Below are 26,104 nucleotides of genomic sequence, written 5' to 3'. Positions count from 1 at the left end.
ACTTAATCCTTTATTTCTTAGCCCATTTTTCAACGGATGTTAAAATACCACGTAAGATATGAAGCTCTTGTGTTTCTGGACGTGCGCGTGTAAACAAACGTCGTAAACGACTCATCACTTGTCCTGGATGTTTAGGACGAATAAAACCAGACTCATTAAGTACCTGCTCTAAGTGAACATAAAAGCGTTCAATATCTTCAGCGGGTGGATAATCAATCTCTGATGAAGCATTTTCCTCTTGTTTTTCCTGTTGAGCAAGTGCAGCCATGCGAATTTCATAACAAACAAGTTGCACCGCCATCGCTAAGTTTAAAGAGCCATATTCAGGGTTGGTAGGAATATAGAGGTGGTAATCACATTTTTGTAATTCTTCATTAGTTAAGCCTGTGCGTTCACGGCCAAAGATCACCGCCACGGGCTTATTTGCTGCCTCTTTTACGCAACGTTCACCACATTCACGAGGTGCTAGCATTGGCCAAGAGAGCGTACGATTACGCGCACTTGTTCCAATCACTAACCCACAGCCTTCAATGGCATCATCAATAGTATCAACAATATGAGCATTGCCAATAACATCGCTTGCCCCTGCTGATAAGGCTATAGAGTGAGAATCGGGTTTTTCTTTAGGATTAACAAAATAAAGATTCGTTAATCCCATGGTTTTCATAGCACGAGCTGTCGAGCCCATATTGCCTGTATGTGAAGTTTCGACAAGGATAATGCGAATATTTTCTAACATTGATTTCTAACTAATTGTTTTATGATCCATCTATTTTATCACAAATGTAGCCAAAAACGCGAACGCCTGTTATACTTCGCCTCGTTTTTTATCCCCGTTCTTTAACATCTTGTGGAAGATAACCATGCATCCGATGCTGAATATTGCCATACGTGCTGCACGTAAGGCTGGTAATTTAATCGCCAAAAATTACGAAAATCCTGAATCTGTAGAAACGAGCCAGAAAGGTACCAATGATTTTGTCACTAATGTTGATCGCGAAGCGGAACAGGCAATCATTGAAATCATTCGTAAATCTTATCCAAAACACACCATTATTACGGAAGAAAGTGGCGAGTTACTCGGTGAAGATCACGATATCCAATGGGTTATAGATCCACTTGATGGCACCACTAACTTTATTAAACGCCTACCACATTTTTCTATTTCTATCGCTGTACGTATCAAAGGTCGCACAGAAGTTGCTGTGGTTTACGATCCTATGCGTAACGAACTCTTCTCAGCTGTTCGTGGTCAAGGTGCACAATTAAATGGTTACCGCCTCCGTGGCTCTAATGCACGTGATTTAGATGGTGCTGTTTTAGCAACTGGTTTCCCATTCAAAGCAAAACAACATTCAGCAGCTTATATGAATATGCTGACTAAACTGTTTGTACCATGCGCTGATTTTCGTCGCACAGGTTCAGCAGCATTAGATTTAGCTTATGTTGCCGCGGGTCGTGTGGATGGCTTCTTTGAAATTGGTTTAAAACCTTGGGATTTCTTAGCAGGTGAACTTATTGCTCGTGAAGCGGGTGCAATTGTATCTGACTTTACTGGTAATCACGGCTATCTACAAACTGGTAATATTGTTGCGGGTAATCCTCGAGTTGTCCGAGCATTATTGGCAGAAATTCGTAGTGAATTAACTGATGCTTTAAAACGTTAATTTCATTAACGCAATACAGATTAAACATACCCCAAAAGACCATGGCAGATAATACCATGGTCTTTTTTATCACTCTTTTTAATACAAACTAGGCTAATTATTTTGCGGTTGTACTTTCGGTCTAATAAACATTGCAGGAATAGTTAAGGCCGCCATCAACCAGAAAATGAGGTATTCTTGGTTAGGGAGTTTTTCATATAACCATCCCGATACAATCGTCATAATAGCGATACTTCCCCCCATTGCTAGAGCAGAATAAACCGCTTGTAAACGAATAATTTCATGCTCTTGACGTGCAGTAATAAAACGCATTGCCGCTAAATGGCATACGGTAAATGTGCCACTATGCAAAATTTGTACAATAATAAGTGCCGGTAATGCTGTAAAACTGCCCATCATTCCCCAGCGCAATAGCCCTGCAAATGCTGAAAGTAATAATAAGTTTCGAGCACTCCAACGGCGGAATAAACGACGGCTAAACATAAAGACAACCACTTCAGCAACTACGCCTAAGGACCAAAGATAACCAATCGTTGCTGTATCATAGCCTGCTTTTTCCCAATAGAGTGCGCTAAAACCGTAATAAGCAGCATGAGCACCTTGTAGTAAAGAAACACATAATAGAAAACGCCAGACTGGGCCATCTGAAATCAGTTTCATAAATGAAACATGATGGTGTTCCGTTTTTTTGACCTTACCTTGGGGCATGATTTTCGGACGTAACATTGAGGTAAGGAATAATGCAAGAGTGCTGGCAATCAATCCATAAAGAATAATCGGGTGTCCAAAAGCATCAATCAATATCCCCAATAATGAGGAACTAATAATAAATGCAATAGATCCCCAAACCCGAATTTTTCCATAATCTAAAGGAAATTGTTTTTGCCATGTTCCCGCAAGTGAATCTCCCAAAGGCACCATGGGTGCAAAAAAAACGTTAAATCCGGTCATTACAAAAAAGAGCCAAGCCCAATGAGTGCCCAACATAAATGCAACGGTAAATAGGAGAGATAAAAAAGCAAAAAGTCGCAGTGCAGTAATGAGCTTTGATGGATCTTTTACAGCCGGCGTTAAAATCAAGCTTCCTACAAAACGAGCGGTTAAGCCCACCCCAAGTAGTAAGCCTATCATCGCAGGATCAACCCCCTCGCCCTTTAACCAGATAGACCAAAAAGGCAAGAAAATACCATATGAGAAAAAATACGTAAAATAATCTAAGGCAAGCCACAGTGTTGATGGAATAACCATCCAACCCCCCATTTTTAACATGCAAAAAAACCCGCCAAGAACATGTTCTCGAAGCGGGCTTGTATAACGGGTTTTATTATATCGTTACAAACTTATGCGTAAACTGGAAATTTAGCGCAGATATCCAAGACTTTTTGTTTCACTTTTTCAATGTTCGCTTCATCATTGATATTATCAAGGACATCACACATCCAACCGGCTAAATCTTTTGCTTCCGCTTCTTTAAAACCACGACGTGTAATCGCTGGAGAACCAATACGAATACCAGATGTAACAAATGGACTGCGAGGATCATTTGGCACACTATTTTTGTTCACAGTGATATTAGCACGACCCAGTGCAGCATCAGCATCTTTACCTGTAATATCTTTATCAACTAAGTCTAATAAAAACAGGTGGTTCTCTGTGCCACCAGATACTACTTTATAACCGCGCGCTAAGAAAACGTCTACCATTGCTTTCGCATTTTTTGCAACTTGTTGCTGGTAAACTTTAAACTCAGGTTCCATTGCTTCTTTTAATGCAACGGCTTTACCCGCGATCACATGCATTAAAGGACCACCTTGAGAGCCAGGGAATACGGCAGAGTTTAATTTCTTATAAAACTCTTCATCGCCACCCTTAGCAAGGATAAGACCACCACGAGGACCCGCTAATGTTTTGTGTGTTGTTGTAGTCACAACGTGAGCATGTGGTACTGGGTTTGGATAGACACCCGCTGCAATCATACCTGCAACGTGAGCCATATCGACAAATAAGTAAGCCCCTACGCTATCTGCGATTTCACGCATTTTAGCCCAATCAACCAAACCTGAATAAGCTGAAAAACCACCAATGATCATTTTTGGTTTATGCTTTTTAGCTTGCTCAGCGATATCTTGGTAATCAATTTTACCTGCTTCATCAATACCATAAGGAACGATATTGTAGAGTTTACCAGAGAAGTTAACCGGAGAGCCGTGAGTTAAGTGACCACCTTGGGCCAAATTCATCCCTAATACTGTATCGCCCGGTTTAAGTAATGCCATATACACAGCCGCATTCGCTTGTGAACCAGAGTGAGGTTGTACGTTTGCATAATCAGCACCAAATAGTGCTTTGGCACGATCAATGGCTAATTGTTCAACAACATCAACGTATTCACAACCACCGTAGTAGCGTTTACCTGGATAACCTTCTGCATATTTGTTGGTCAGCTGAGATCCCTGCGCCTGCATAACACGAGGGCTAGTATAGTTTTCAGAAGCAATTAATTCGATGTGCTCTTCTTGACGAGTCACTTCACCTTCCATTGCATTCCATAATTCCGGATCGTAATCAGCAATATTCATTTCACGTTTTAACATTCACATCTCCTGACTCAGCTAACTTCACTAAAGGCGAACTCCCTTACGGGAGTAAGAATGACATACAGTGTAAACTCTTTTTCCTCATTGAGATAGTCCCAAAAGAAAAAATACGCAATCGTTTGCTAAGCCACTATAACACAGTTCTATTACTTTTTGATAACCTCATTTTATCTGCTGTTTTTGTTCTTTTTGAGGCACATCTCGCTAATTTATGTAAACCCTCAACATCATTCTCTAAGATTTCCCCATTTTCCTAAAAAAAATAAAAACTCAGATTTACAAATAAAGCAAAAAGATATAAGTTGTATTAAAAATACATGTTATAAAAATCATATTAAACTGAATATTTTTCAGGAGCAATTATGTTAGATGCACAAACTATCGCGACAATTAAATCCACTATTCCTCTTATTGCTAAAACAGGCCCCGCGTTAACGGCACATTTTTACGACAGAATGTTCTCTCGCCATCCTGAGTTAAAAGATATTTTTACCATGAGCCACCAAAGCAGTGGCGCACAACGTGAAGCGTTATTTAATGCGATATGTGCTTATGCAACGCACCTTGAGGATTTACCTGCTATTTTGCCGGCGGTAGAAAAAATTGCACAAAAACATGCCAGTTTGAATATTCTTCCTGAACATTATCCTATTGTTGGAGAAAACTTATTAGCCACCATTGATGAAATGTTTAACCCGGGCAAAGAAGTGCTTGATGCTTGGGGAGCCGCTTACCAAGTTTTGGCTGATGTTTTTATTAATCGGGAAGAGCAAATTTATCAACAAAAAGAACAAGCATCTGGAGGCTGGCGAGGATTACGTCACTTTAAAGTTAAGCATAAAGTAAAACAAAGTGAGGTTATTACCAGCTTTGAATTAGAGCCTGAAGATGGACAAGCGGTTACACCTTACCGTGCAGGCCAATATTTAAGTATTTATATTCGTGATGAGAAACTTGCAAATCAAGAAATTCGTCAATATTCCTTAACGCAATCGGCAAACAATAAAACCTATCGTATTGCGGTAAAACGTGAAGACAAGGGAATTTTATCTAATTTTCTTCATGACCATATCCAAGAAGGAGACATCTTACAAGTTGCCGCACCTGGGGGCGATTTTTATTTAGATATCTCATCAACAACGCCTGTCACATTAATTTCAGCAGGTGTAGGCTTAACTCCTATGTTAGCGATGTTGCACACTCTCTCTTCTCACCAAGCACAAGTCAATTGGTTACATGCAGCAGAGCATGGTGGCGTGCATGCTTTTAGGGAAGAAATCGCACAAGCAGGAAAGCAAATTGAACAATATCAACAAGCCGTATGGTATCGGATCCCTCGTACTGAAGACATTATCAATAAAGACTATCAATTTGAAGGGTTGATGGATTTAACCAAGATACATGAATGGCTATCAATACCTAATATGCAGTTCTATTTCTGTGGACCATTACCTTTTATGCAATCTGTCGCTAAACAACTTATTACTCTCGGTATTGAAAGCGATAAACTTCATTATGAGTGCTTTGGCCCTCATACTGTTATTAGCCAATAACAGCCAGAATAGGTAAGAGAATAAATTAAATAATAAGGAAAAAGCGCTGATTATTTTACTATTCAGCGCTTTTTATATTGGAAACAACTAACTATTTAATAAGTAACTTTTATTGATGTCGGTATAACATGATATTTAGACGAATAGCGATACCAAATAACACTAATTAAACAGAGTGTATAGCCGAACAACTCGCTACCTTCTTCCACCATATTTTTTACTGTGCGGTTATAGTCTTCACCTAACAATTTCTCCCACAAAATCCCCATACCAAATAAGCGAGAGAACAGTAAAACACTGAGTAAACCCGCCATAAGCATTCCTTGACTAGAATGCGTTATAAAATGGGTTAAGCCATATAATGTTTTTTTCCCTTCTCTGATAGCGATCGCTATACAGACAAATGTTACCGTTAATGCAAACCAAACCCATGAACCATGTGCTAATTGGTCAAAAACACCATCTAACTCACGAATTAAGATACACAAGAAAAAGCCCATAATCAGTGTGTATCCCCCTCTCATTTCTGGCTGTTTATAAGCAGGTATAAAGAAAAGAAGACATATTATAGCCACAATAAGTTCTTGCCCCAGTTCGGTTGCTGAGGTTTCAGAAATACCATTATTCAGCACCAAAATATCGAGGAAAATAAACCCTGTTGTTATTGCCACAATCATGGCGGAAAACAAAAATAAAGCAAAACGCTTTAATAAATAGCTAAGCACGATATTACCCATAGAATAATAAATATTTAAGTTGATGATAATAACTGTCTACAAAAGTTATTGAATAACATTTTGTGCCTTAAAAGGTGAGAATTTTAGTAAAATAAATTGTTTATTATCATCAATAGACTTGTATAAGATATAAATAGCACAATAGGTGAAACATAAAAAAACATTTTATGAACAAAGAAAGGTAATTATTAATATTACTTATTTAATGAGTATAATTATCAGCAATACAAATCATTTATTATCACTTATAAATTTATAAAAGATAATCAGTAAATAAATAAACTTATTGAGATAATATAAAAAAGAATTAATTAATAAAGATAAAAAAACCCGATAATTAAACTAATAATCATCAGGTTTCATAAACAACGCTTATTTATTTTTTAAATAGCTTCTTCGTCTTGCTCTCCAGTACGAATACGGATAACTCGATTCACATCAAAAACAAAAATTTTACCGTCGCCAATCTTCCCCGTTTGAGCGGTAGTCATTATAGTATCGACACAAGTTTCAGCTATTTCATCAGCAACAACGATCTCAATTTTTACTTTAGGTAAAAAATCGACCATATATTCTGCACCACGATAAAGTTCGGTATGCCCTTTCTGACGACCAAAGCCTTTTACCTCTGTTACCGTCATACCCGTGATACCAACTTCGGCTAGTGCTTCTCTTACATCATCTAATTTAAACGGCTTAATTATCGCTTCAATTTTTTTCATCGGATTATCCTGCTATTACCAGTTATGGCGACCAAAACCGCTTGTGATCGGATAGCGACGATCTTTACCAAAATTACGACTGGTAATACGCGGTCCTACCGGTGCTTGACGACGCTTATATTCATTAATATCGACTAATTTTACCACTTTACGAACAATGGCTTCATCAAATCCAGCCGCAACCAAGTCAGAAACAGATTTATCTTGCTCAACATAGCCTTCAAGAAGGGCATCTAAAATATCATAAGGTGGCAGATTATCTTGATCTGTTTGTCCTGGTGCTAATTCTGCTGAAGGAGGCCTATCAATCACACGTTGTGGAATAGCGGGTGAAAGAGTATTACGATATTTAGCCAGTTCAAATACCAGTGTTTTAGGAACATCTTTTAAAACATCAAAGCCCCCCGCCATATCACCATATAAGGTCGAGTAGCCTACGGCAGATTCACTTTTATTACTCGTGGTGAGCACTAACCGACGACGTTTATTGGACATCGCCATTAAAATAACCGCACGACAACGCGCTTGTAGGTTTTCTTCTGTGGTATCGACAGCGCTACCTTTAAACATAGGCGAAAGTTGATCCATAAAAGCATCAAACATCGGCTCAATAGAGACAGTATCAAACTCAACACCTAATAAATCAGCTTGCTCTTTCGCATCGTGAATACTCATTTCTGAGGTATAGCGAAATGGCATCATTACCGCTTGAACGCTCTCTTTACCTAACGCATCAACGGCAATTGCAACCGTTAAGCCTGAGTCGATGCCCCCTGATAATCCTAATATAGCGCCTTTAAAACCATTTTTTGTCACATAATCACGCGTTGCCAGCACTAGTGCTTGATAAACTTGCGCTAAAGGAGAAAGCTCGGGTGCCGCATCTTGCATTGGTACGATAGTTAACTCATCAAACTCCACCACGGCCACTTGCTCATCAAAAGCCGCTAAACGATGGGTGATTGTTCCTCGTTCATCAAAGACTTTAGAACATCCATCAAAAACCAATTCATCTTGACCACCAATTTGGTTGAGATACACCACAGGCAGATGCGTTCTTTGGCAATGTTCTTTAATTAATTGGGTACGAATATGCGGCTTTTCACGACTATAAGGTGAAGCATTAATAGAAAGAACCAGATCAGCACCCGCTTGTTTTAGTGCATCAATAGGCTCGTTGATCCAAATATCTTCACAAATTAATAATCCTAAATGATAGCCTTTAAAAGGCACTACACAACGTTCATTTCCTTGTTGGAAATAACGTTTTTCATCAAATACACCATAATTAGGTAGCTGTTGTTTGAAGTAACGCGCCTGTAACTCACCTTGATAGAAAAATGACAGTGCATTATAGATAGTACCGTTTTGCCACCAAGGATGCCCAACCACAATGGCCGTTTTCTTACTTGCTTGTTCTAAACGAACCAGTTGCTCTTCACAACGTTGTTGGAAATCAGGGCGAAATAGTAGATCTTCAGGAGAGTAACCGCATAACGCAAGCTCAGAAAACAAAACCAGATCGGCATCTTCTTGCGCTTTTACGGTGGCTAACATGCGTTCACAGTTGCCTTCAATATCGCCAACAACCCAGTTTAACTGAGCAAGTGCGAGTTTTAATTTACGACTCATAAAAATTAGTCTCTCCAGCTATCTTTGCTATCTAAAGAAAGCAAGTTTAAAAAAATTTTTGTTATCTACAAAGATCATTCTTTGAAATCATTGGCATCAAGTCCATGACGTGACAACAATTTATAAAATTCTGTTCGATTTCGCCCTGCCATCCTTGCAGCTTGAGTGACATTGCCCTTTGTCATCTGCAATAACTTCCTTAAATAGGTCATCTCAAAATGGCCTCTTGCTTCAGCAAAAGTAGGTAATGCGGTATTTTCCCCTTGCAATGCTTGTGTGACAAGGGCTTCGCTAATCACAGGTGCAGTCGTTAAAGCGACACATTGCTCGATGACGTTAACTAACTGACGCACATTTCCCGGCCAACTTGCTGTCATTAGACATTTCATCGCATCCGTTGAGAAGCTACGCACAAAAGGTTTATGTCGTTTTGCTGATTCGCGCAATAAATGGTTAGCAAGAACAGGAATATCCTCGGCTCTTTCGCTCAACGTGGGGATACGTAAATTCACCACATTTAAACGATAGTATAAATCTTCTCGAAATTCATTACGCTCCATCGCTTTTGGTAAGTCACGGTGGGTTGCAGAAAGAATACGCACATCAATATCAATATCACGATTACTGCCTAATGGCCGCACTTTACGCTCTTGTAATACACGCAGTAATTTCACTTGCAATGCCATTGGCATATCACCAATTTCATCCAAAAATAGAGTGCCCCCTTCTGCCGCTTGGAAAAGTCCTTCACGACTACTTACCGCGCCAGTAAAAGCACCTTTAGTATGCCCAAATAGTTCAGATTCTAATAATTGTTCAGGTAAAGCACCGCAGTTAATAGCAATAAAGGGTTTTTTAGCTCGTGGGCTGGCGCGGTGGATTGCTTGAGCAAGGACTTCTTTACCTGTACCGCTTTGCCCATTAATTAGTACGCTAACATCGGATTGTGCAACTAACTTGGCTTGCTCTAATAAACGTAACATTTGGGGGCTACGGGTCACGATATCTTTTGACCACTCTTCATCAGATACCGTCGTCACTAATTCTAATGCTTCATCGATGGCTTTATAAAGCGCATCTCTATCAACAGGTTTAGTCAAGAAACTAAACACCCCCTGTTGAGTTGCCGCGACAGCATCAGGAATGGATCCATGTGCAGTTAAAATAATCACAGGCATTCCGGGTTGTTGGCGCTGTATTTCTGCAAATAGCGCCATACCATCCATTTCATCCATACGTAAATCGCTGATCACCAGATCGATTTTTTCTTTTAATAATAGTTTAAGTGCTTCTTGCCCACTTTCAGCGGTAACGATATGAAACCCTTCACTTGTTAATCGCATACCCAGTAGCTTTAATAATCCCGGATCATCATCGACAAGTAAAAGATTCGCTGATTTATGGCCAGCCATGCACATTCTCCTTATTTAGATCCTGTTTCAGTAGGTTTAACCGTTGCGCTATTCTCTTTTTCTGTCGAGGTATTTTTCGCATCAGGTTTTACTTGTTCTGCTTTTGGTGGTTCAGGTTTAACTGCTGATACCGAAGGTTGTGAAACCTCATTATTTTCTTTGGTTATCGATTGCTCACTTGCCGTTGACGTATTAGATTGCTCCGCTGTCGGTTTATCGGCTGGTTTTTCTGCATTACTCGCATCTGAAGATTGAACATCAGATAGTGCTTCTTCTTGAGAAATAGCATCAACAGAAGCCCCTTGTTTTCGGCTCGATAATTGACGTTCAATTTGTGTGAGACTTTCGAGTTTTTTACGTGTGGTATTTAACTCATGCTCTAATGCATTATTTTGTTTTTTCAGCAAATCCATTTTATTTTCCGTTTCTGTAACAAAACGGCGATTACGATTTTTCTCATCAGCGAGAGCAAGCGTAAGCGTTTGATTCTCAATCCAAGTAGATAATAGAACACGCATAGAGCTTGGAAATTGCAATTGATAGCTTTCTAATAAAACCAGCTGAGCACGACGTTCAGCAACCGTCATTCCCGCTCGCTCTAATAAAATACTTTTATAAAAGGCGCCATCCCATCCGGCAACGATAACACTACTGGCTTGACGTTGTGCTTCTGTAGACATAATACGCTGTGTGCACTCAATGGTACGTAACCAAAATAGCGGATTATTGAGCCCTTCATGATAAAAAGCAGCTAAAGTTTTACATTCTGCCCAACGATAATCGATAGTTTTTTGTTTAACAACGGGGGTTTCAGGCTCAATATTAGTGGTTTCGGTCAGCGATTTTTGTGCACATCCAGCAAGAAACATAGGCAACATTATCCAACACAGATACTGTTTCCAGTGTGAAGCGATCCTCTTAATTGATGCAGGGGCCATAGATAATTGCTCATTAGCCAGTGTCTTTCGCTTTAATTTTTTATACTGATGAAAAGACACCTGTTTTTGTGACCTGATATGCATTATTTATTCTCAGAAAGTAGCGGTAGTTCAATACGAAAACAGACATCAGCATAGTCAGAATGAACAATATTTAACTCGCCATCCATTCTTTTGATACAGTCATGAGCAATACTTAATCCCAACCCACTCCCTTTTACGGCCCCTTTACGTAATAGAGAACCTTGAAAAAAGGGCTCAAAAATCATTTTTTGTTCTGATTCAGGGATCGGAGTGCCTTTATTGGCTATATCAATAACTATTTTCTGTTCAATTTGATAACTAGAGATCCAGATATTACCCGATTCAGCGCCATAGTGCACCGCATTCGAGTAGAGATTATCAATAACTCTTGATAATAACGTCGTTTCTGCTCGACATTTTTTCAGATCAAGTGAAATTATCGTCTTAATGCCTTTCGCTCGGGCGGGTAAACTATGCGCTAACACCACATCATTCACTAATGTGGTTAAATCAACTTCCTCAATTTGCTGAGGTACTTCGGAAAGTTTACGATTATAATCAAGTAGTTGCTCAATTAATAATTGAAGTTGTTTACTACTATTATCAAGAATAGCTACGACTTCTTTTTGATCTAAGGTTAAAGGCCCTGCTACTTCATCCGCTAATAATTCTGTTCCTTCGCGCATACTGGCTAACGGTGTTTTTAACTCATGAGAAATATGACGTAAAAACTCATGGCGTTGCGATTCTAGCCATGCAAGGCGTTCACTTAACCAAATAATACGTTGAGCTAAAGAGCGTAATTCACGTGGTCCCTGAAACGAATTCAAGTTATTATTTAATGTACGCCCTTCCCCCAATCGGTTAATCATTTTTTCTATACCTTTAACCGGACCGATGATCATACGGGTAAATAAGGCAATTAAAATCAGGCTAAAAACAAAAACAATTAAACTTTGCCAACCAAAATAACGCCCTTTTTCAGCAATAGCCATTTGTAGTTGCTCGCCACGACTAAAAATAATCTCTTTAGTTAACACAACAATGCGGTTATTGGCATAAGAAAATTGCTCTAATGCTTGTTGCATTTGAGAAGTGGGTTCACTATTTTTGCATTGAATTGATTTGAGCGTTTTCAAAGAAGTATTCAAGGCTTGTGCTTCTTTAGACTCAGAAAGAGGGATGATGGTCTGCTGCAAGGTAGAGAACATTTTGCTGTATTGTTGATAACGCTGTTGATACATTTCTTCATCAGTTTTATCACGCAATACACAATATCGTCGATAATTTCCTTCCATTTCAATAGCTAAATTACGCATCACCTCGCTACGCTCGGTATCCGCTAACGCATTTTTATTGGTAATAGCGGCTTGGTTACTAAGCTGATCCAAACTTTGATAAGCCTGATAGGCAAGGACGAGAAGCGGTAACAGCACCATCCAGAATGCCATGATAACCAATTGTCTTAAAGATCGGGGAAAAATACGCCACTTTTTCAATGAAATCATCTCAACACCTATTAGAGTAATGCGATGCTACATGACTTAATAACAAGAAAAAAGTCCGACATTGAAATTCAGATAGGAAAACGAACACAAGCGAGAACACGCAACAGGCTCTAGAAATGGGAGAGCGGAATATCTTACTGAGATATTCCGCTCGTCAATATTCATCTCTTTTCTCTCTAAAAGAGAATGAAGGTGGTGCCTCACTCCACGTGTCGCCCTGTGTTTGATAAGGCCCGAAGGCGAGTATCATGATGTTGGACGGTAGGCACCTTACTCTGGCGTCATTCTTGGCTTATGTGGTATGTTCCCACCCATATTGTGGACCGACATAAAAAGTTGAATGAGCAACTGATTAATATAATGCACAAGGCGTGCCAACTTTTCGATTAAAATTATAATGCATTAATTTTAAACGAAAAAGTATTTTTATCTTACTAAAATAAAAAACAGCCCCAATTTTTGATAGCGAAAAAATCAACAAGCTGTCTCCATTTCCAGACACCGTTAATTAAAAAATATTAAATTATTAAAATTCAACAAGTTAAATGTCACCTTTTGACGACAATGAAAAAATGATATGTCGCCGATTTTATACATTGTTAATTTTTCCCTTTTATATCAACAAAATAAAGCCCCTATAACTTGAGGGGCTTTGGGGGATAACACTGACTCTTTTTTATTACATCATTAGTCAAATTGCTTTCTGGCATTACGGAATAAGCGCATCCAAGGGCTATCTTCTCCCCAATTTTCTGGATGCCAAGAATGGCTCACTGTTCTAAAAACGCGCTCAGGGTGAGGCATCATGATTGTTGAGCGGCCATCTGTTGTGGTAACAGCGGTGATCCCTTTTACTGATCCGTTAGGGTTTAATGGGTATTGCTCTGTTGGTTGACCATAGTGATCAACAAAACGCAGTCCTACTAAATTTTTTGCTTCTAACTGCGCTAATTGTGCAGCGTCACGAAATTCAGCAAAACCTTCACCATGAGATACCGCAATTGGCATCTGTGAACCCGCCATACCTTGTAATAATAGCGATGGGCTATCAGTCACTTTTACTAAGCTAAAGCGGGCTTCAAAACGCTCTGAGCGATTGCGTACAAAGCGCGGCCATAAATCTGCCCCCGGAATAAGCTCGGCCAACATTGACATCATTTGGCAACCATTACAAACCCCAAGTGATAACGTATCTTGACGTGCAAAGAATTGGGCAAACTCATCACGTAAACGATGATTAAATAAAATAGATTTAGCCCATCCCTCACCCGCACCGAGTACATCACCATAAGAGAAACCACCACAAGCAACCAGTACATCAAAATCACTTAATGAGCGTTGTGCCGAATGTAAATCGCTCATATGAACATCAATAGCATCAAATCCAGCGCGATCAAAAGCTGCTGCCATTTCCACATGAGAGTTAACACCTTGCTCTCTTAATACCGCAATACGAGGACGACTGCCTGTAGCAATATAAGGCGCCGCAATATCCTCTGCGGGATCAAAGGTTAAGTGAACATTTAATCCCGGATCGTGACTATCTTGTTTGGCACGATGTTCTTCATCTGCACATTCAGGATTATCACGTAAACGTTGCATTTGCCATGTCGTTTCAGCCCACCAGACACGTAATGTACTACGTTTTTCGTGGTAAACTTCCGTTTCACGGCTTTGAATAATAATGTCATCACTTGATGTTGCTTGCCCTAAGTAATGTAAACAATCCGCTAAACCATGTTCAGTAAACAGTGTTTCAACGCTTTCTTGATGCTCCCCTTTAATTTGGAACACCGCACCTAGCTCTTCATTAAATAGACCGGCTAAAATATCTTCGTCATAAGCACTGATATCAACATTAAGGCCACAATGTCCCGCAAACGCCATTTCGGCCAAAGTCACAAATAAGCCACCATCAGAGCGGTCATGATAAGCCAGTAATTTACCGTCGCTTACCAGTTGTTGAATGACATTAAAAAACTGTTTTAACTGCTCTACATCACGTAAATCAGCCGCTTTTTGTCCTAGCTGACGATAAACCTGAGCTAATGCTGTTGCCCCTAATGCATTATGACCATTACCTAAATCGATTAGATATAAACGGTTTCCTTCTTGGGTAGAAAGCTCAGGGGTGACAGTTTTACGTACATCTTCAACACGGGAAAATGCGGTGATAACTAAAGAGAGAGGGGAAATAACTTCTTTCGTTTTCCCTTGTTCATCTTGCCAACGCGTTTTCATGGACATTGAGTCCTTACCCACCGGAATAGTAATACCTAATTGTGGGCATAGCTCTTCACCAATGGCTTTTACTGCATCATATAATCCCGCATCTTCACCAGGGTGACCCGCCGCAGCCATCCAGTTTGCGGAAAGTTTTATACGATTAAGTGACTGTACATCGCAACCAGCCATATTGGTTAAGGCTTCACCTACCGCCATTCGCGCTGATGCGGCAAAATCTAATAGTGCAATAGGGGCTCTTTCCCCTATTGACATCGCCTCGCCGTAATAACTATCTAATGTGGCCGTTGTTACCGCACAGTTAGCCACTGGAATTTGCCAAGGTCCAACCATTTGGTCACGCGCAACCATTCCCGTAACACTACGATCACCAATAGTAATTAAGAACGTCTTCTCAGCAACGGCGGGTAAATGAAGTACGCGATAAACCGCTTCTTTTAAATCGATATCTTTACGATCGAGATATTCACCTGCTGTTTGATGTGATGTGACATCACGCAACATTTTCGGCGCTTTACCCAACAAGATATCTAAAGGCATATCTATTGGTTTATTATCAAAGTGTGTATCATTTAACACTAATTCACGCTCTTGTGTTGCCTCGCCAATGACCGCATAAGGGGCTCTTTCTCGTTGGCATAGCGCATCAAATAGTGGCATTTTTTCTGGGGATACCGCTAATACATAACGCTCTTGCGACTCATTACACCAGATCTCTAGAGGACTCATACCCGGTTCATCATTTAAAACGTTACGTAACTCAAAACGACCTCCACGCCCGCCATCATTGACAAGCTCAGGCATGGCATTAGAAAGCCCCCCCGCTCCGACATCATGAATAAATAAAATTGGGTTATCATCACCTAATTGCCAACAGCGATCGATAACCTCTTGGCAACGACGCTCCATTTCTGGGTTATCTCGTTGCACAGAAGCAAAATCTAAATCAGCATCTGACTGGCCGGAAGTCATAGAAGAAGCCGCACCACCCCCTAGGCCGATATTCATCGATGGGCCACCAAGTACAATTAACTTAGCACCCACGGAGATCTCACCTTTTTGCACGTGATCTTCGCGAATATTACCAATACCACCAGCCAACATAATAGGTTTATGGTAGCCTCGAATTTCAACACCGTTATGACTATTAACCTGCTCTTCATAGGTTCTGAAATAACCTAATAAGGCGGGGCGACCAAATTCATTATTAAATGCGGCTCCACCTAAAGGGCCTTCTGTCATAATGTCCAGTGCACTGACAATACGTTCTGGTCTGCCAAAATCTTCTTCCCAAGGTTGTTCAAACCCCGGAATACGTAAGTTAGAAACGGAAAAACCGACTAAACCGGCTTTAGGTTTTGCCCCACGGCCTGTCGCCCCTTCATCACGAATTTCACCGCCAGAGCCGGTTGCTGCACCAGGCCACGGGGAAATTGCCGTTGGGTGATTGTGCGTTTCCACTTTCATTAAGATATGGACAGGCTCTTGATGATAACGGTAATGCCCTTTTTCCGTATCGGGATAAAAACGCCCAGCAACGGAGCCTTCCATTACAGCAGCATTATCTTTATAAGCCGACAAGACATAATCAGGAGTTTGCTCAAAAGTATTTTTAATCATTTTAAATAATGATTTGTCTTGCGCTTTACCGTCGATTATCCAATCTGCATTAAAAATTTTATGACGGCAATGCTCTGAGTTTGCTTGAGCGAACATATAAAGTTCTACATCAGTTGGATTGCGTTGCAAACGTTTAAAAGCATCTACTAGATAATCAACTTCATCATCAGCCAGCGCTAACCCCATTTCAATATTGGCAGCAACTAGCGCATCTTTACCGTGAGCAAGAACATCAATTGTTTTTAATGGGGTGGGTGTCTGTTCAGCAAATAGCGCATTAACTTGTTGATAATCGGTAAAAATTGTTTCCATCATACGATCATAAATAAAACCGTATAACAACTGCCACTGTGCTTCGTCCATCGTATCGCTATCTATATAATAAGCAATACCACGTTCAATTCTAACCACTTGTGCTAAACCACAATTATGGGCAATATCTGTCGCTTTAGTCGACCATGGTGAAATGGTTCCCGGTCGTGGTACAACAATACGCATCTCTCCAACAAGCTCATGCTCTGTTAATGAAGGGCCATAATGCAGTAACTTGCTTAATTTAGCTTGTTCATCTTCAGATAGCTGTCCATCCACTTTTACAAAATGGATAAACTCCGCATAAATACCACGGACAGGAAGTTGGTTTTCCTGACATAAAGTTAATAGTTTATTAATACGAAAAGCGGATAAAGCGGGGGAGCCACGCAGGATTTCCATAATATTGAGTTCTCTCTTTTAGCAGCTAGCCTGATCAATCATTCAGGGGAAACGCGCCTAGTATAATAGAATAACTGCTCAGACGAAACCGTTTGCGTGAACAAAATAACAGCATTTAACTTAGCGTGTTTTCATCATTAATTGGTGTAATCAAGTTGCGTCTTAGCAAAATGTTGAGCAAAATGGTCGATTACTGGAAATTTATCCATGTTTAAATGACTACTTTACACACAATAAAAAACAACGTTAACGAGAACCAACCTATTGAACAATATAAGGATTAACTATTTCGTTATCGTTATCATAGCGCTATTTTCAGCCGCGATTATTGCACTGAATATTACTTGGCCTGACAGGCAAAAAGCGCAGATAAATAAGATTTTATCTCGTGGTGAGCTTAGAGTGAGTACTATCCCTTCACCACTGATAACGATAAATGATAAAAAGGACCCCGTAGGTTTCGATTATGAATTAGTGAAACGCTTTGCTGATTATCTTGGCGTGAAACTTGTCGTTAATATGCGGACGAATATCAACCAACTCTTTGATGATCTGGAGAATAATAAAGCAGACTTTATTGCCGCTGGATTAATTTATAATAAAGAAAGGCTAGATACGACACGAAGTGGACCAGCCTATTTCTCAGTTTCTCAACAACTGATCTATCGTAAAGGCACATTGAGGCCTCGTCGTTTTGATGAGCTCAATGGGCGCCTTGTCGTCGCAGCCGGTTCAGCTCATGCCAGCTTATTAAAAACATTAAAAGAAACGCAATATCCTGAACTCGAATGGGAAGAGTCAGAAACTAAAACGACTTCACAGCTACTTGAAGAGTTATCTGAAGGTAAAATAACTTATGTACTAGCCGATTCAATCAGCGTCGCGGTACAACAACGCATTCACCCTAATGTTGCAGTCGCTTTTGAGGTGACGGAAAGTCGTCCATTAACGTGGTATTTACCAAATCAAGATGATAATAGTCTGTATGCAGCCATGTTGGATTACTTCAATCAACTTTCCCAAGACGATGTGCTCGCAAGACTAGAAGAGAAGTATTTTGGTCATGTTGGTTCATTTGACTACTTTGATACACTCTCTTTTATTACCGCCATTGACTCAATATTACCTAATTATCAACCTCTGTTTGAAAAATATGCCGAGACTTTTGATTGGCGTTTATTAGCAGCAATGGCTTGGCAAGAATCACATTGGGATCCCCATGCCACGTCACCGACAGGTGTAAGAGGCTTAATGATGCTAACACGTCCAACTGCGTCAAGTATGGGTATAACAGATAGGTTAGATCCTGAAGAAAGTATCAAAGGAGGTGCACAATATTTAAAACATCTTCTTTCTCGCCTACCAGATACTATCCCTGATGATGAAAAAATCTGGTTTGCACTTGCCGCTTATAACATGGGATATGGTCATATGTTAGATGCAAGAAAGCTAACCGAACAGCAAGGCGCCAATCCTAATAGCTGGTTAGATGTAAAAGCGCGGTTACCTTTGCTCAGCCAAAAGAAATACTATTTGGATCTTCCCTATGGTTATGCGAGAGGACATGAAGCTTATCGTTATGTTGAAAATATTCGTCGCTATCAACTCAGTTTAGAGGGATACCTACAAGCAAAAGAGAGTAAAAATAAGATCCTGTCGAAAGACGAAAAAGACGATTCAGCCAATACTGCTTTATTACCGCCTCGCTCCGTAGGCTCCCCCTCTTCATCTTAGTTGTCAATTATATAGCCTCTTTTTAGGGGCTTACTACCCTCGTTTTTTATTCATCTAACCACAATTTTAGCAGCATAATCCTCTCTATACCGTGCCATAACTTGGTATCCTCCCCCCCTCTTGAAGGACGGGTTTTACTGCGAACTTGATAAAAAATGTTACTATTTTAATACTTTTTTTATTAAAAATAGTTAAATTACTCATGTTAAAAAAAATAACAAATTAATCTAAAACCACTCACAGAATGAGTAATTTGACTTAAAAACAACCAATAAGGCTATTTTTAGTACATTGGAATAGGTTATATATAAGAAAATATTAATATAAATACTTAATCATTATCTCACTATTTACTATTCATTTTGTTATTAATTTCTTACAAAAATCTTATTTATCTATGAAAATTAACTTTATCGTTACAAACAAAGATTATAAATAACTGAAAAATATACTTTATTATATTTTATTATTAGTTTTATTAATTTTTTTAAAGTTATGTTAATAACAGCATAGTTTATAACGTTAATATAATGTTAATCATCATATCTATTAAATTTCTCTGCCATATAAACTTTTTTACCCGTATTAGGAGTAATAAAGAGAATATTTCTATATAAAAAACTATTAAAAAGGAATTTATAGATTAAAATATGAAAATTGTACAAACTAACAAAATCTTATATCACTGATAGTATTTTTACTGATATCATATAAACCAGTCATTATCCGACTTGATGAAAAATGTAATGTACATCAATTTTTACATTTGGACATCAATACTATTTTTATTTTTAGTCAATAATAATACGTACTACCTTCAAAGGATCATCTATAATGAAACTGAGTAAAATTGCTTTGGCTGCGGCTTTAGTATTTGGTATTAATTCTGTTGCTACAGCTGAAAATGAAACGCCTGCACCAAAAGTAAGTTCAACTAAAGGCGAAATTCAATTAAAAGGTGAAATTGTTAATTCAGCATGTGGATTAGCAGCATCTTCAAGCCCTGTAATTGTTGATTTCAGTGAAATTCCAACTTCTGCATTAGCAAATCTGCAAAAAGCAGGAAATATCAAAAAAGATATTGAATTACAAGACTGTGATACAACTGTAGCGAAAACTGCCACAGTTAGCTATACACCAAGTGTTGTTAACGCTGTAAATAAAGATTTAGCCTCTTTTGTTTCTGGTAACGCATCTGGCGCAGGTATTGGCTTAATGGATGCGGGTAGTAAAGCAGTTAAATGGAATACTGCAACTACACCAGTACAATTAATTAACGGTGTATCTAAAATCCCATTCGTTGCTTATGTTCAAGCTGAATCAGCTGACGCTAAAGTAACGCCAGGTGAATTCCAAGCCGTTATCAACTTCCAAGTTGATTATCAGTAATCATATTGATTTAAATATCTAAATTAATAAATAAGTAATTACTGCGAAAACGCAGAGGATTTCCTCTGCGTTAAATTCAATAAAACACTTCAATTTAATATAATAATTAGGCGTTTATTCATGTTAATTCCTTATTCACCCCACACAATATGGAAGACCATTTGTGCGACTTTGCTATTAAGCTTGGCGTTTTTCTCACAAGCAGAGCAGGACGATTCTGTGGAATTTAACATTCATATGCTAGACGCGGAAGATCGCGATAATGTCGACCTTTCACGTTTTTCTACCTCAAATTATATCATTCCGGGTATGTACTATTTAGATATTCGTCTAAATGGTCGCGACTTCCCTCGCCAAAATATTAATTATATTGAAGTAGCAGATAATCATTCCGTGGCGTGTATCGACCCCACTCTTTTAAAAAAGTTAACAATCAACCAAGAAAACCAAAAATATATCAAACAAATATCACCAGATTGTTTTGATATTAGCCAATTACCCGGTATCTCGATTAAAAATGATGGTGGTGTACTTGATATCACGTTACCGCGCTCATTAATGAAATATGAAGAATCTGATTGGACACCTCCGGAGCTTTGGGATAGCGGGGTCTCTGGGCTTATTTTTGATTATACATTAACAGGAACGTCAACTCGCCCTAATAAAGGCAATAATAACAATACTTTAACTGGTTATGGTCAAGCGGGATTAAACTTGGGTGAATGGCGTTTACGAGCTGAATATCAAGGCAATTATTCTTCTGAATATTCGTCTAACAATCGTTTTGATTGGAACCAAATTTATGCCTATAAGCCATTACCTGATCTCGCAGCCAAATTAACGGTTGGGGAAACTTATTTAAACTCTCAAATTTTTGATAGTTTCCGTTTTACAGGAGCCAATTTACAAAGCGATGAGAGAATGTTACCCCCTTCTCTCCAAGGCTATGCACCTGAAATTCATGGCATCGCCAATACCAATGCAAAAGTGACGGTAACTCAAAATGGACGTTTAATTTATGAGACAACCGTACCTGCTGGCCCTTTCGTGATTAACCATCTACAAAATACCGTACAGGGTCAACTCGATGTTAGAGTTGAAGAGCAAAATGGTAAGATTAACGAATTTCAAGTGCAAACCGCTAATTTGCCTTATATGACTCGCCCAGGATCCGTGCGTTTTAATACCTCACTGGGACAGTCATCCGTGAACAACCATAAAATGCAAGGCCCTCTTTTCTATCAAGGGGATTTTTCATGGGGAATGAATAATACATGGTCTCTCTATGGTGGTGCTTTACTTACCGCTAAAGATTATAACGCATGGTCTTTAGGTATCGGCCATGATATGGGACGTTTTGGTACCCTTTCTGGTGATATTACACAGTCTTATAGCAAAACCTATGATAATGAAAAAATCAATGGGATGTCTTTTAAACTAAACTATGCAAAAACTTTTGATGAGTACCACAGTACCATTACTTTTGCAGGTTATCGTTTCTCAGAAAAAACATTTCGCTCTTTTTCTCAGTATATTGATGAGCGTTATAACGGCATCAATAATAATGGCTATGAAAAAGAAATGTACACCATTACCGGTAATAAAACTTTTTGGGCAGATGATGCAGAGAAATCGACCACCCTCTATCTCTCTTATCGCCACCAAAATTATTGGGATAAAAATACTCAAGAGCAGTATGGTGTCACAGTAAGTCGCAATTTTTCCATTATGGGGATTGAGCAAATCAATGCCAACTTGTCAGCATTTCGTACCCAATATAAAGGGAATACTGACGATACGCTCTCTTTTAATATTTCACTACCATTAGGAAGTGGTCGCAATATTGGTTATAACTTGCAAGATAATAATGGCAAAGTGACACAAATGGCCTCTTATGCTGATAATCGTGATTATAATAATTTATGGCGCATAAGAGCAGGCTTAAGTTCGGATAAGAAAGCCAATACCGATGGTTATTATCAACATCGTTCCCAGTATGCAGAAATCAATGCCAATGCAAGCTATCAACAAGATAATTACTTAGCCGTGGGCGCAACGATAAAAGGCGGTTTTACTGCTACTCGTTATGGAGCTGCATTACACAGTAGCAGTATGACCTCTAGCACCGCAAGAATAATGGTGGATACTGATGGTGTTGCAGGGGTGCCCTTTAATGGTCAAAGCACGACTACGAACCGCTTCGGCATTGGTGTACTAACCGACTTAACAAGTTATAACAATGTTGATGCACGTATTGACGTCGATAAGATGGATCAAGATATCGAAACGCGTAAAGCCATTGCTTCAACAACCTTAACAGAAGGTGCCATTGGTTATTACCAATTTCCGGTTCGTCAAGGTGAACGCTTAATGGCTGTCTTACAGACAACTGATAATAAATACCCTCCTTTTGGTGCAGAAGTCACCAATCAAAAAGGGGAAAGTATTGGTATGGTGATGGAAGAAGGCCTTGTTTATATTGCTGGTGTTAACCTTAATGAATCATTAAATGTAATTTGGAACGGTAAAACACAATGTTCAATTACCATTCCCGCGGAAATAACAGATCCCTTAAAACATCAATCGCTCGTTTGTCAGGATCGTTAACAAATAAAATTAATAATGAGAGATAATTAACATGAACTCATTCAGCACACTAAAAACACTATTTTGTGGCTCTTTGCTGGCACTGAGTCTAGTGAATCCAACACAAGCGGGTGTTTCACTGGATAGAACTCGTATTGTATTAACGGGCAATGAAAACTCAGCCAGTGTTAATTTAAAAAATACCAGCCCTGATATTCCTTTTTTAGCGCAATCTTGGGTTGAAAATGAAAATGGGCAGAAGATCTCTTCACCCTTAGTGGCTCTTCCACCGTTACAACGCCTTGATGGTGCTCAAAAAGGCGTAGTTCGCATTACAAAAACAGCTGAAGTTGGGCTATTACCTCAAGATAGAGAATCACTGTTTTATTTAAATGTGCGTGAAATTCCCCCCGCACCAAAACAAGCCAACGTATTACAGATGGCGATGCAGTCACGCATTAAATTATTCTATCGCCCTAGTGCCATAGTACCTGAAAAACCGGGAATGGTTTGGCAAGATCAACTGGTGTTTAAAAAACAAGGTAATAAATTTATTGTTAATAATCCAACCCCTTATTACATCACGATTATCTCACTTTCTAATAAATTAAATGGTGAGGATAGCGATAAATTAACCACCTTCCCAGGATTAATGGTTGCGCCAAAAGCTTCACTGGATATACCAGTAAAAACCAGTAACGTTAATCAGTTTTATATGATGTATGTAAATGATTACGGTGGACACCCAGAGCTCAAATTTGTATGTCAGCAAGATAGCTGCAAAGTAGCCCCTAAAGATCAACAACCTAAATATTAATAAACTTGATGCCGGTAGGAATAAAATGATCCTCAATAAAAAAAACATTCATTCCAAATCAGTAATGCTATTTTGTGCCGGCATTGTTTCTTTAATGCCGTTGCACGCAATTGCTTATTTACAAGGTGAAGTAAGAACCAATGGTGGCCCTAATATTTTCTATGCAGTATTAGATCACACCACCTTTCCTAATAACAAAGCAGGAGAATTAGCAACAGTAAAGTTTTCGTTGCCTGATCGCTATGATGGGACAGTATATTGTCCTAACTCACGTATCTATGATCGTGCATTAACCTATTTTAAAGCAACGACTGATTTATCCCCTGTTGGTAATAATTTTTATCAATTAAATGAGTATGTTGATATCAAAATTAATTTTGCAATTTGGGGGCCTAATCCTTTACCCACAGTGCCCTTTTCTGACATACCTAATAATAGAAATAACCAACAAGGTTGCAGAGTCCCCTCTTCACCTAAACCGCATATTTCCTCGGGAAGTAGCGGACAACTCACCTTCCGTTTAAGAAAACCCATTATTAATGGTGTCAGTCTTAATGGGCAATCTCTTGCACAAATGTATGCCATGGTAAGTCACAGAGGTACGCCAAAAACCTATGGTTCAGAGCCCATTTCTAAATTAGTGATCACCTCGGGGATCATTACCACTAAAGATAAATGTATCTTTAATAATGGTTCACCAATTACCTTTGACTTTGGTAATGTGGGAAATACCTCTGATTATCTTAATGGGCAAAACTACAAAATTACTCGCAACATCCCCATCAAATGCGAAGGGGGAAGCTTTACTGATCCTAATAGCAGAATAATGTTTAAAGTTCAGACTGGTAGCTCAGGTATTGCGAGTTTTGATTCTAACTACCTTGGTACAACAGGCTCTGTAGATAGAAGTAACTTAGGTATCGTATTAAGAGATAAGTCAGGTACGATTATCCCACCTAACCAATATTTTTCAGTTGGCAAACTCAATAATTTCAACGGAAATTGGGAAGTAAGTGCAGCCCCCATCGCCAAAGCAGGCAGTAAAATTACTGAAGGTGAATTTTCAGCTCATGCGACACTCATTGCGGAGTTTATGTAATGAAAAACAGCATAATAAAGTCAGCTATAACTTGCTTGTTATTGCTCTCTCCTAGCACTTTTGCTGCCACTGATATTATTGGTGGAGAGATGGAATTTAAAGGTGTTGTTGTTGCACATGGCTGTACGATTGTTGCGGGAGATGAAAATAAAGTTATTGATTTCAAACAAATATCTGCAAAAGATCTCTATTCACTACAAAAAAGCAACCCCGTTGCTTTTAGTATCAGTTTAGAAAATTGTAGCCAAGATATTTATAAAAGTGTCACTATCACATTAGATGGTCAAGCGCATTCAACAATGCCCAATCATATAGCCGTTACTGGGAGTGGCTCAGAAGATCCGAAAAGTATTGGCATCGCTTTTACCGACAAGGCACATAATATTATTGAATTAAAAAAACCAAGTGCTCCTCAACAGCTTAATAATAAACGAGTACAATTTAATTTTATGGCCTATGTTGAAGCAACATCATCAGCTATTCAAAATCAAACGATACTCACAGGACCATTTCAAGCACAAGCAACCTATACACTCAATTACCAATAACAATTAAGCCAAATAGATGCTATTTGGCTTTCTCTTGTATGATTAAACCTTGAGTAATTAAACGTTGCTGTTGTTTCAGTAGTTTTTTTTCAGCCCTTCTCATCTTAAAAAACTGGCTCAAGAGTTGTGCGCACTCCTCACCTAAAACACCCGATGTTATTTCAACTTTATGGTTCATCCCGGGATGTTGCAAAATATCAATAAATGAACCTGCGGCACCTGTTTTTAGATCAGATGCACCATAGACCACTCTTTTTACACGGCTATGCACAATTGCTCCTGCACACATAACGCAAGGCTCTAACGTGATATATAATGTGGCGTCAAGAAGGCGATAATTCTGTAGATGTTTCCCACCTTTACGCAATGCCATAATTTCCGCATGTGCAGTAGGATCGTTATCAATAATGGAGTGATTCCAACCTTTAGCAATGATTTTATTATCAGCGACTAACACGGCTCCTACAGGAATTTCACCGAGTTGTTGTGCTTTATGTGCCTGCTCAATCGCTTTATGCATCCAATAAATATCATCTTTAATTTTATTCACAAGAACATCTCTT

General features: G+C 39.0%; 19 protein-coding genes. 8 read left to right on the top strand and 11 right to left on the bottom strand.

What is annotated here, in order from left to right:
* Window positions 1-10 precede the first annotated feature (10 nt).
* The gene (gene trmJ, locus GWI58_RS09345; RefSeq protein WP_004243854.1) at window positions 11-739 is read right to left on the bottom strand and encodes a tRNA (cytosine(32)/uridine(32)-2'-O)-methyltransferase TrmJ; all 729 of its coding nucleotides are present in this window, start codon (window positions 737-739) and stop codon (window positions 11-13) included.
* Between the two features lie 124 nt (window positions 740-863).
* Between trmJ and suhB the strand changes: the two genes are divergently transcribed.
* A complete protein-coding gene (suhB, locus tag GWI58_RS09340) occupies window positions 864-1,667 on the top strand; it encodes an inositol-1-monophosphatase (RefSeq protein WP_060557946.1) in 804 nt (267 codons plus the stop codon).
* Window positions 1,668-1,760: 93 nt separating this feature from the next.
* Here the strand turns inward: suhB and GWI58_RS09335 are convergent, their stop codons facing one another.
* Both GWI58_RS09335 and glyA read right to left on the bottom strand, forming a co-directional pair.
* Window positions 1,761-2,915, bottom strand: a complete 1,155-nt coding sequence (locus tag GWI58_RS09335) for a 3-phenylpropionate MFS transporter (protein ID WP_237611683.1) — start codon at window positions 2,913-2,915, stop codon at window positions 1,761-1,763.
* Window positions 2,916-3,007: 92 nt separating this feature from the next.
* Window positions 3,008-4,261: a serine hydroxymethyltransferase gene (glyA, locus tag GWI58_RS09330; protein WP_004243862.1), complete on the bottom strand. Its 1,254-nt coding sequence runs from the start codon at window positions 4,259-4,261 to the stop codon at window positions 3,008-3,010.
* 365 nt (window positions 4,262-4,626) lie between these two features.
* On the opposite strand from glyA, the gene hmpA reads away from it, so the two are divergent.
* Window positions 4,627-5,817, top strand: coding sequence for an NO-inducible flavohemoprotein (hmpA, locus tag GWI58_RS09325; protein ID WP_161769121.1), 1,191 nt, complete (start codon window positions 4,627-4,629; stop codon window positions 5,815-5,817).
* A 95-nt stretch (window positions 5,818-5,912) separates the two neighbouring features.
* Here the strand turns inward: hmpA and GWI58_RS09320 are convergent, their stop codons facing one another.
* The 7 genes from GWI58_RS09320 to purL form a co-directional block, all read right to left on the bottom strand.
* On the bottom strand, window positions 5,913-6,554 hold the full coding sequence (locus GWI58_RS09320; protein ID WP_004243864.1) for a hypothetical protein: 642 nt from the start codon (window positions 6,552-6,554) through the stop codon (window positions 5,913-5,915).
* 383 nt (window positions 6,555-6,937) lie between these two features.
* Window positions 6,938-7,276 carry a nitrogen regulatory protein P-II gene (gene glnB, locus GWI58_RS09315; protein WP_004243865.1) on the bottom strand — a complete coding sequence of 113 codons (339 nt, stop codon included), beginning with the start codon at window positions 7,274-7,276 and terminating at the stop codon, window positions 6,938-6,940.
* 15 nt (window positions 7,277-7,291) lie between these two features.
* Window positions 7,292-8,908, bottom strand: coding sequence for an NAD+ synthase (locus GWI58_RS09310; protein ID WP_004248444.1), 1,617 nt, complete (start codon window positions 8,906-8,908; stop codon window positions 7,292-7,294).
* Window positions 8,909-8,982: 74 nt separating this feature from the next.
* Window positions 8,983-10,320 (bottom strand): two-component system response regulator GlrR, encoded by a 1,338-nt coding sequence (gene glrR, locus GWI58_RS09305; RefSeq protein WP_161769120.1) that lies wholly within the window; start codon window positions 10,318-10,320, stop codon window positions 8,983-8,985.
* A gap of 11 nt (window positions 10,321-10,331) precedes the next feature.
* Window positions 10,332-11,258, bottom strand: a complete 927-nt coding sequence (gene qseG / locus GWI58_RS09300) for a two-component system QseEF-associated lipoprotein QseG (RefSeq protein WP_161769119.1) — start codon at window positions 11,256-11,258, stop codon at window positions 10,332-10,334.
* 83 nt (window positions 11,259-11,341) lie between these two features.
* Window positions 11,342-12,790, bottom strand: a complete 1,449-nt coding sequence (locus tag GWI58_RS09295) for a sensor histidine kinase (protein ID WP_004248446.1) — start codon at window positions 12,788-12,790, stop codon at window positions 11,342-11,344.
* A gap of 687 nt (window positions 12,791-13,477) precedes the next feature.
* Complete coding sequence (purL, locus tag GWI58_RS09290) at window positions 13,478-17,368, bottom strand: phosphoribosylformylglycinamidine synthase (protein ID WP_161769118.1); 3,891 nt, start codon at window positions 17,366-17,368, stop codon at window positions 13,478-13,480.
* 264 nt (window positions 17,369-17,632) lie between these two features.
* Here purL and mltF point away from each other — a divergent pair, with 264 nt between their 5' ends.
* The 6 genes from mltF to GWI58_RS09260 all read left to right on the top strand — a co-directional run bounded on the left by mltF (window position 17,633) and on the right by GWI58_RS09260 (window position 25,541).
* Window positions 17,633-19,102: a membrane-bound lytic murein transglycosylase MltF gene (gene mltF / locus GWI58_RS09285; RefSeq protein WP_049207644.1), complete on the top strand. Its 1,470-nt coding sequence runs from the start codon at window positions 17,633-17,635 to the stop codon at window positions 19,100-19,102.
* Window positions 19,103-19,936: 834 nt separating this feature from the next.
* A complete protein-coding gene (locus GWI58_RS09280; RefSeq protein ID WP_004243875.1) occupies window positions 19,937-20,491 on the top strand; it encodes a fimbrial protein in 555 nt (184 codons plus the stop codon).
* A gap of 120 nt (window positions 20,492-20,611) precedes the next feature.
* Window positions 20,612-23,098: a fimbria/pilus outer membrane usher protein gene (locus tag GWI58_RS09275; RefSeq protein WP_161769117.1), complete on the top strand. Its 2,487-nt coding sequence runs from the start codon at window positions 20,612-20,614 to the stop codon at window positions 23,096-23,098.
* 31 nt (window positions 23,099-23,129) lie between these two features.
* Window positions 23,130-23,894: a fimbrial biogenesis chaperone gene (locus GWI58_RS09270; protein ID WP_036970969.1), complete on the top strand. Its 765-nt coding sequence runs from the start codon at window positions 23,130-23,132 to the stop codon at window positions 23,892-23,894.
* Between the two features lie 25 nt (window positions 23,895-23,919).
* Window positions 23,920-24,993 (top strand): fimbrial protein, encoded by a 1,074-nt coding sequence (locus GWI58_RS09265; protein WP_161769116.1) that lies wholly within the window; start codon window positions 23,920-23,922, stop codon window positions 24,991-24,993.
* Window positions 24,993-25,541 carry a fimbrial protein gene (locus GWI58_RS09260; RefSeq protein ID WP_012368137.1) on the top strand — a complete coding sequence of 183 codons (549 nt, stop codon included), beginning with the start codon at window positions 24,993-24,995 and terminating at the stop codon, window positions 25,539-25,541. Before GWI58_RS09265 ends, GWI58_RS09260 begins: the two co-directional genes overlap by 1 nt.
* 19 nt (window positions 25,542-25,560) lie before the next feature.
* On the opposite strand, the gene tadA is transcribed toward GWI58_RS09260, so the two are convergent.
* Entirely contained in the window at window positions 25,561-26,091 is a 531-nt protein-coding gene (tadA, locus tag GWI58_RS09255; protein WP_004243882.1) for a tRNA adenosine(34) deaminase TadA, read from the bottom strand.
* Window positions 26,092-26,104: the final 13 nt, after the last annotated feature.

The organism is Proteus sp. G2674 (assembly GCF_009915195.1).
Taxonomy (GTDB): domain Bacteria; phylum Pseudomonadota; class Gammaproteobacteria; order Enterobacterales; family Enterobacteriaceae; genus Proteus; species Proteus mirabilis.
The sequence above is the reverse complement of the archived record's forward strand: the minus strand, read 5'-3'. Positions and strand labels throughout refer to the sequence as shown.

What these genes read in the sequence shown, in the direction of transcription:
- GWI58_RS09295 (WP_004248446.1), bottom strand. Translation starts at nt 12,790, where the DNA reads ATGATTTCATTGAAAAAGTGGCGTATTTTTCCCCGATCTTTAAGACAA.
- GWI58_RS09275 (WP_161769117.1), top strand. Translation starts at nt 20,612, where the DNA reads ATGTTAATTCCTTATTCACCCCACACAATATGGAAGACCATTTGTGCG.
- trmJ (WP_004243854.1), bottom strand. Translation starts at nt 739, where the DNA reads ATGTTAGAAAATATTCGCATTATCCTTGTCGAAACTTCACATACAGGC.
- suhB (WP_060557946.1), top strand. Translation starts at nt 864, where the DNA reads ATGCATCCGATGCTGAATATTGCCATACGTGCTGCACGTAAGGCTGGT.
- glnB (WP_004243865.1), bottom strand. Translation starts at nt 7,276, where the DNA reads ATGAAAAAAATTGAAGCGATAATTAAGCCGTTTAAATTAGATGATGTA.
- GWI58_RS09270 (WP_036970969.1), top strand. Translation starts at nt 23,130, where the DNA reads ATGAACTCATTCAGCACACTAAAAACACTATTTTGTGGCTCTTTGCTG.
- GWI58_RS09335 (WP_237611683.1), bottom strand. Translation starts at nt 2,915, where the DNA reads ATGGTTATTCCATCAACACTGTGGCTTGCCTTAGATTATTTTACGTAT.
- glyA (WP_004243862.1), bottom strand. Translation starts at nt 4,261, where the DNA reads ATGTTAAAACGTGAAATGAATATTGCTGATTACGATCCGGAATTATGG.
- GWI58_RS09320 (WP_004243864.1), bottom strand. Translation starts at nt 6,554, where the DNA reads ATGGGTAATATCGTGCTTAGCTATTTATTAAAGCGTTTTGCTTTATTT.
- GWI58_RS09280 (WP_004243875.1), top strand. Translation starts at nt 19,937, where the DNA reads ATGAAACTGAGTAAAATTGCTTTGGCTGCGGCTTTAGTATTTGGTATT.
- qseG (WP_161769119.1), bottom strand. Translation starts at nt 11,258, where the DNA reads ATGGCCCCTGCATCAATTAAGAGGATCGCTTCACACTGGAAACAGTAT.
- hmpA (WP_161769121.1), top strand. Translation starts at nt 4,627, where the DNA reads ATGTTAGATGCACAAACTATCGCGACAATTAAATCCACTATTCCTCTT.
- GWI58_RS09260 (WP_012368137.1), top strand. Translation starts at nt 24,993, where the DNA reads ATGAAAAACAGCATAATAAAGTCAGCTATAACTTGCTTGTTATTGCTC.
- glrR (WP_161769120.1), bottom strand. Translation starts at nt 10,320, where the DNA reads ATGGCTGGCCATAAATCAGCGAATCTTTTACTTGTCGATGATGATCCG.
- GWI58_RS09310 (WP_004248444.1), bottom strand. Translation starts at nt 8,908, where the DNA reads ATGAGTCGTAAATTAAAACTCGCACTTGCTCAGTTAAACTGGGTTGTT.
- purL (WP_161769118.1), bottom strand. Translation starts at nt 17,368, where the DNA reads ATGGAAATCCTGCGTGGCTCCCCCGCTTTATCCGCTTTTCGTATTAAT.
- GWI58_RS09265 (WP_161769116.1), top strand. Translation starts at nt 23,920, where the DNA reads ATGATCCTCAATAAAAAAAACATTCATTCCAAATCAGTAATGCTATTT.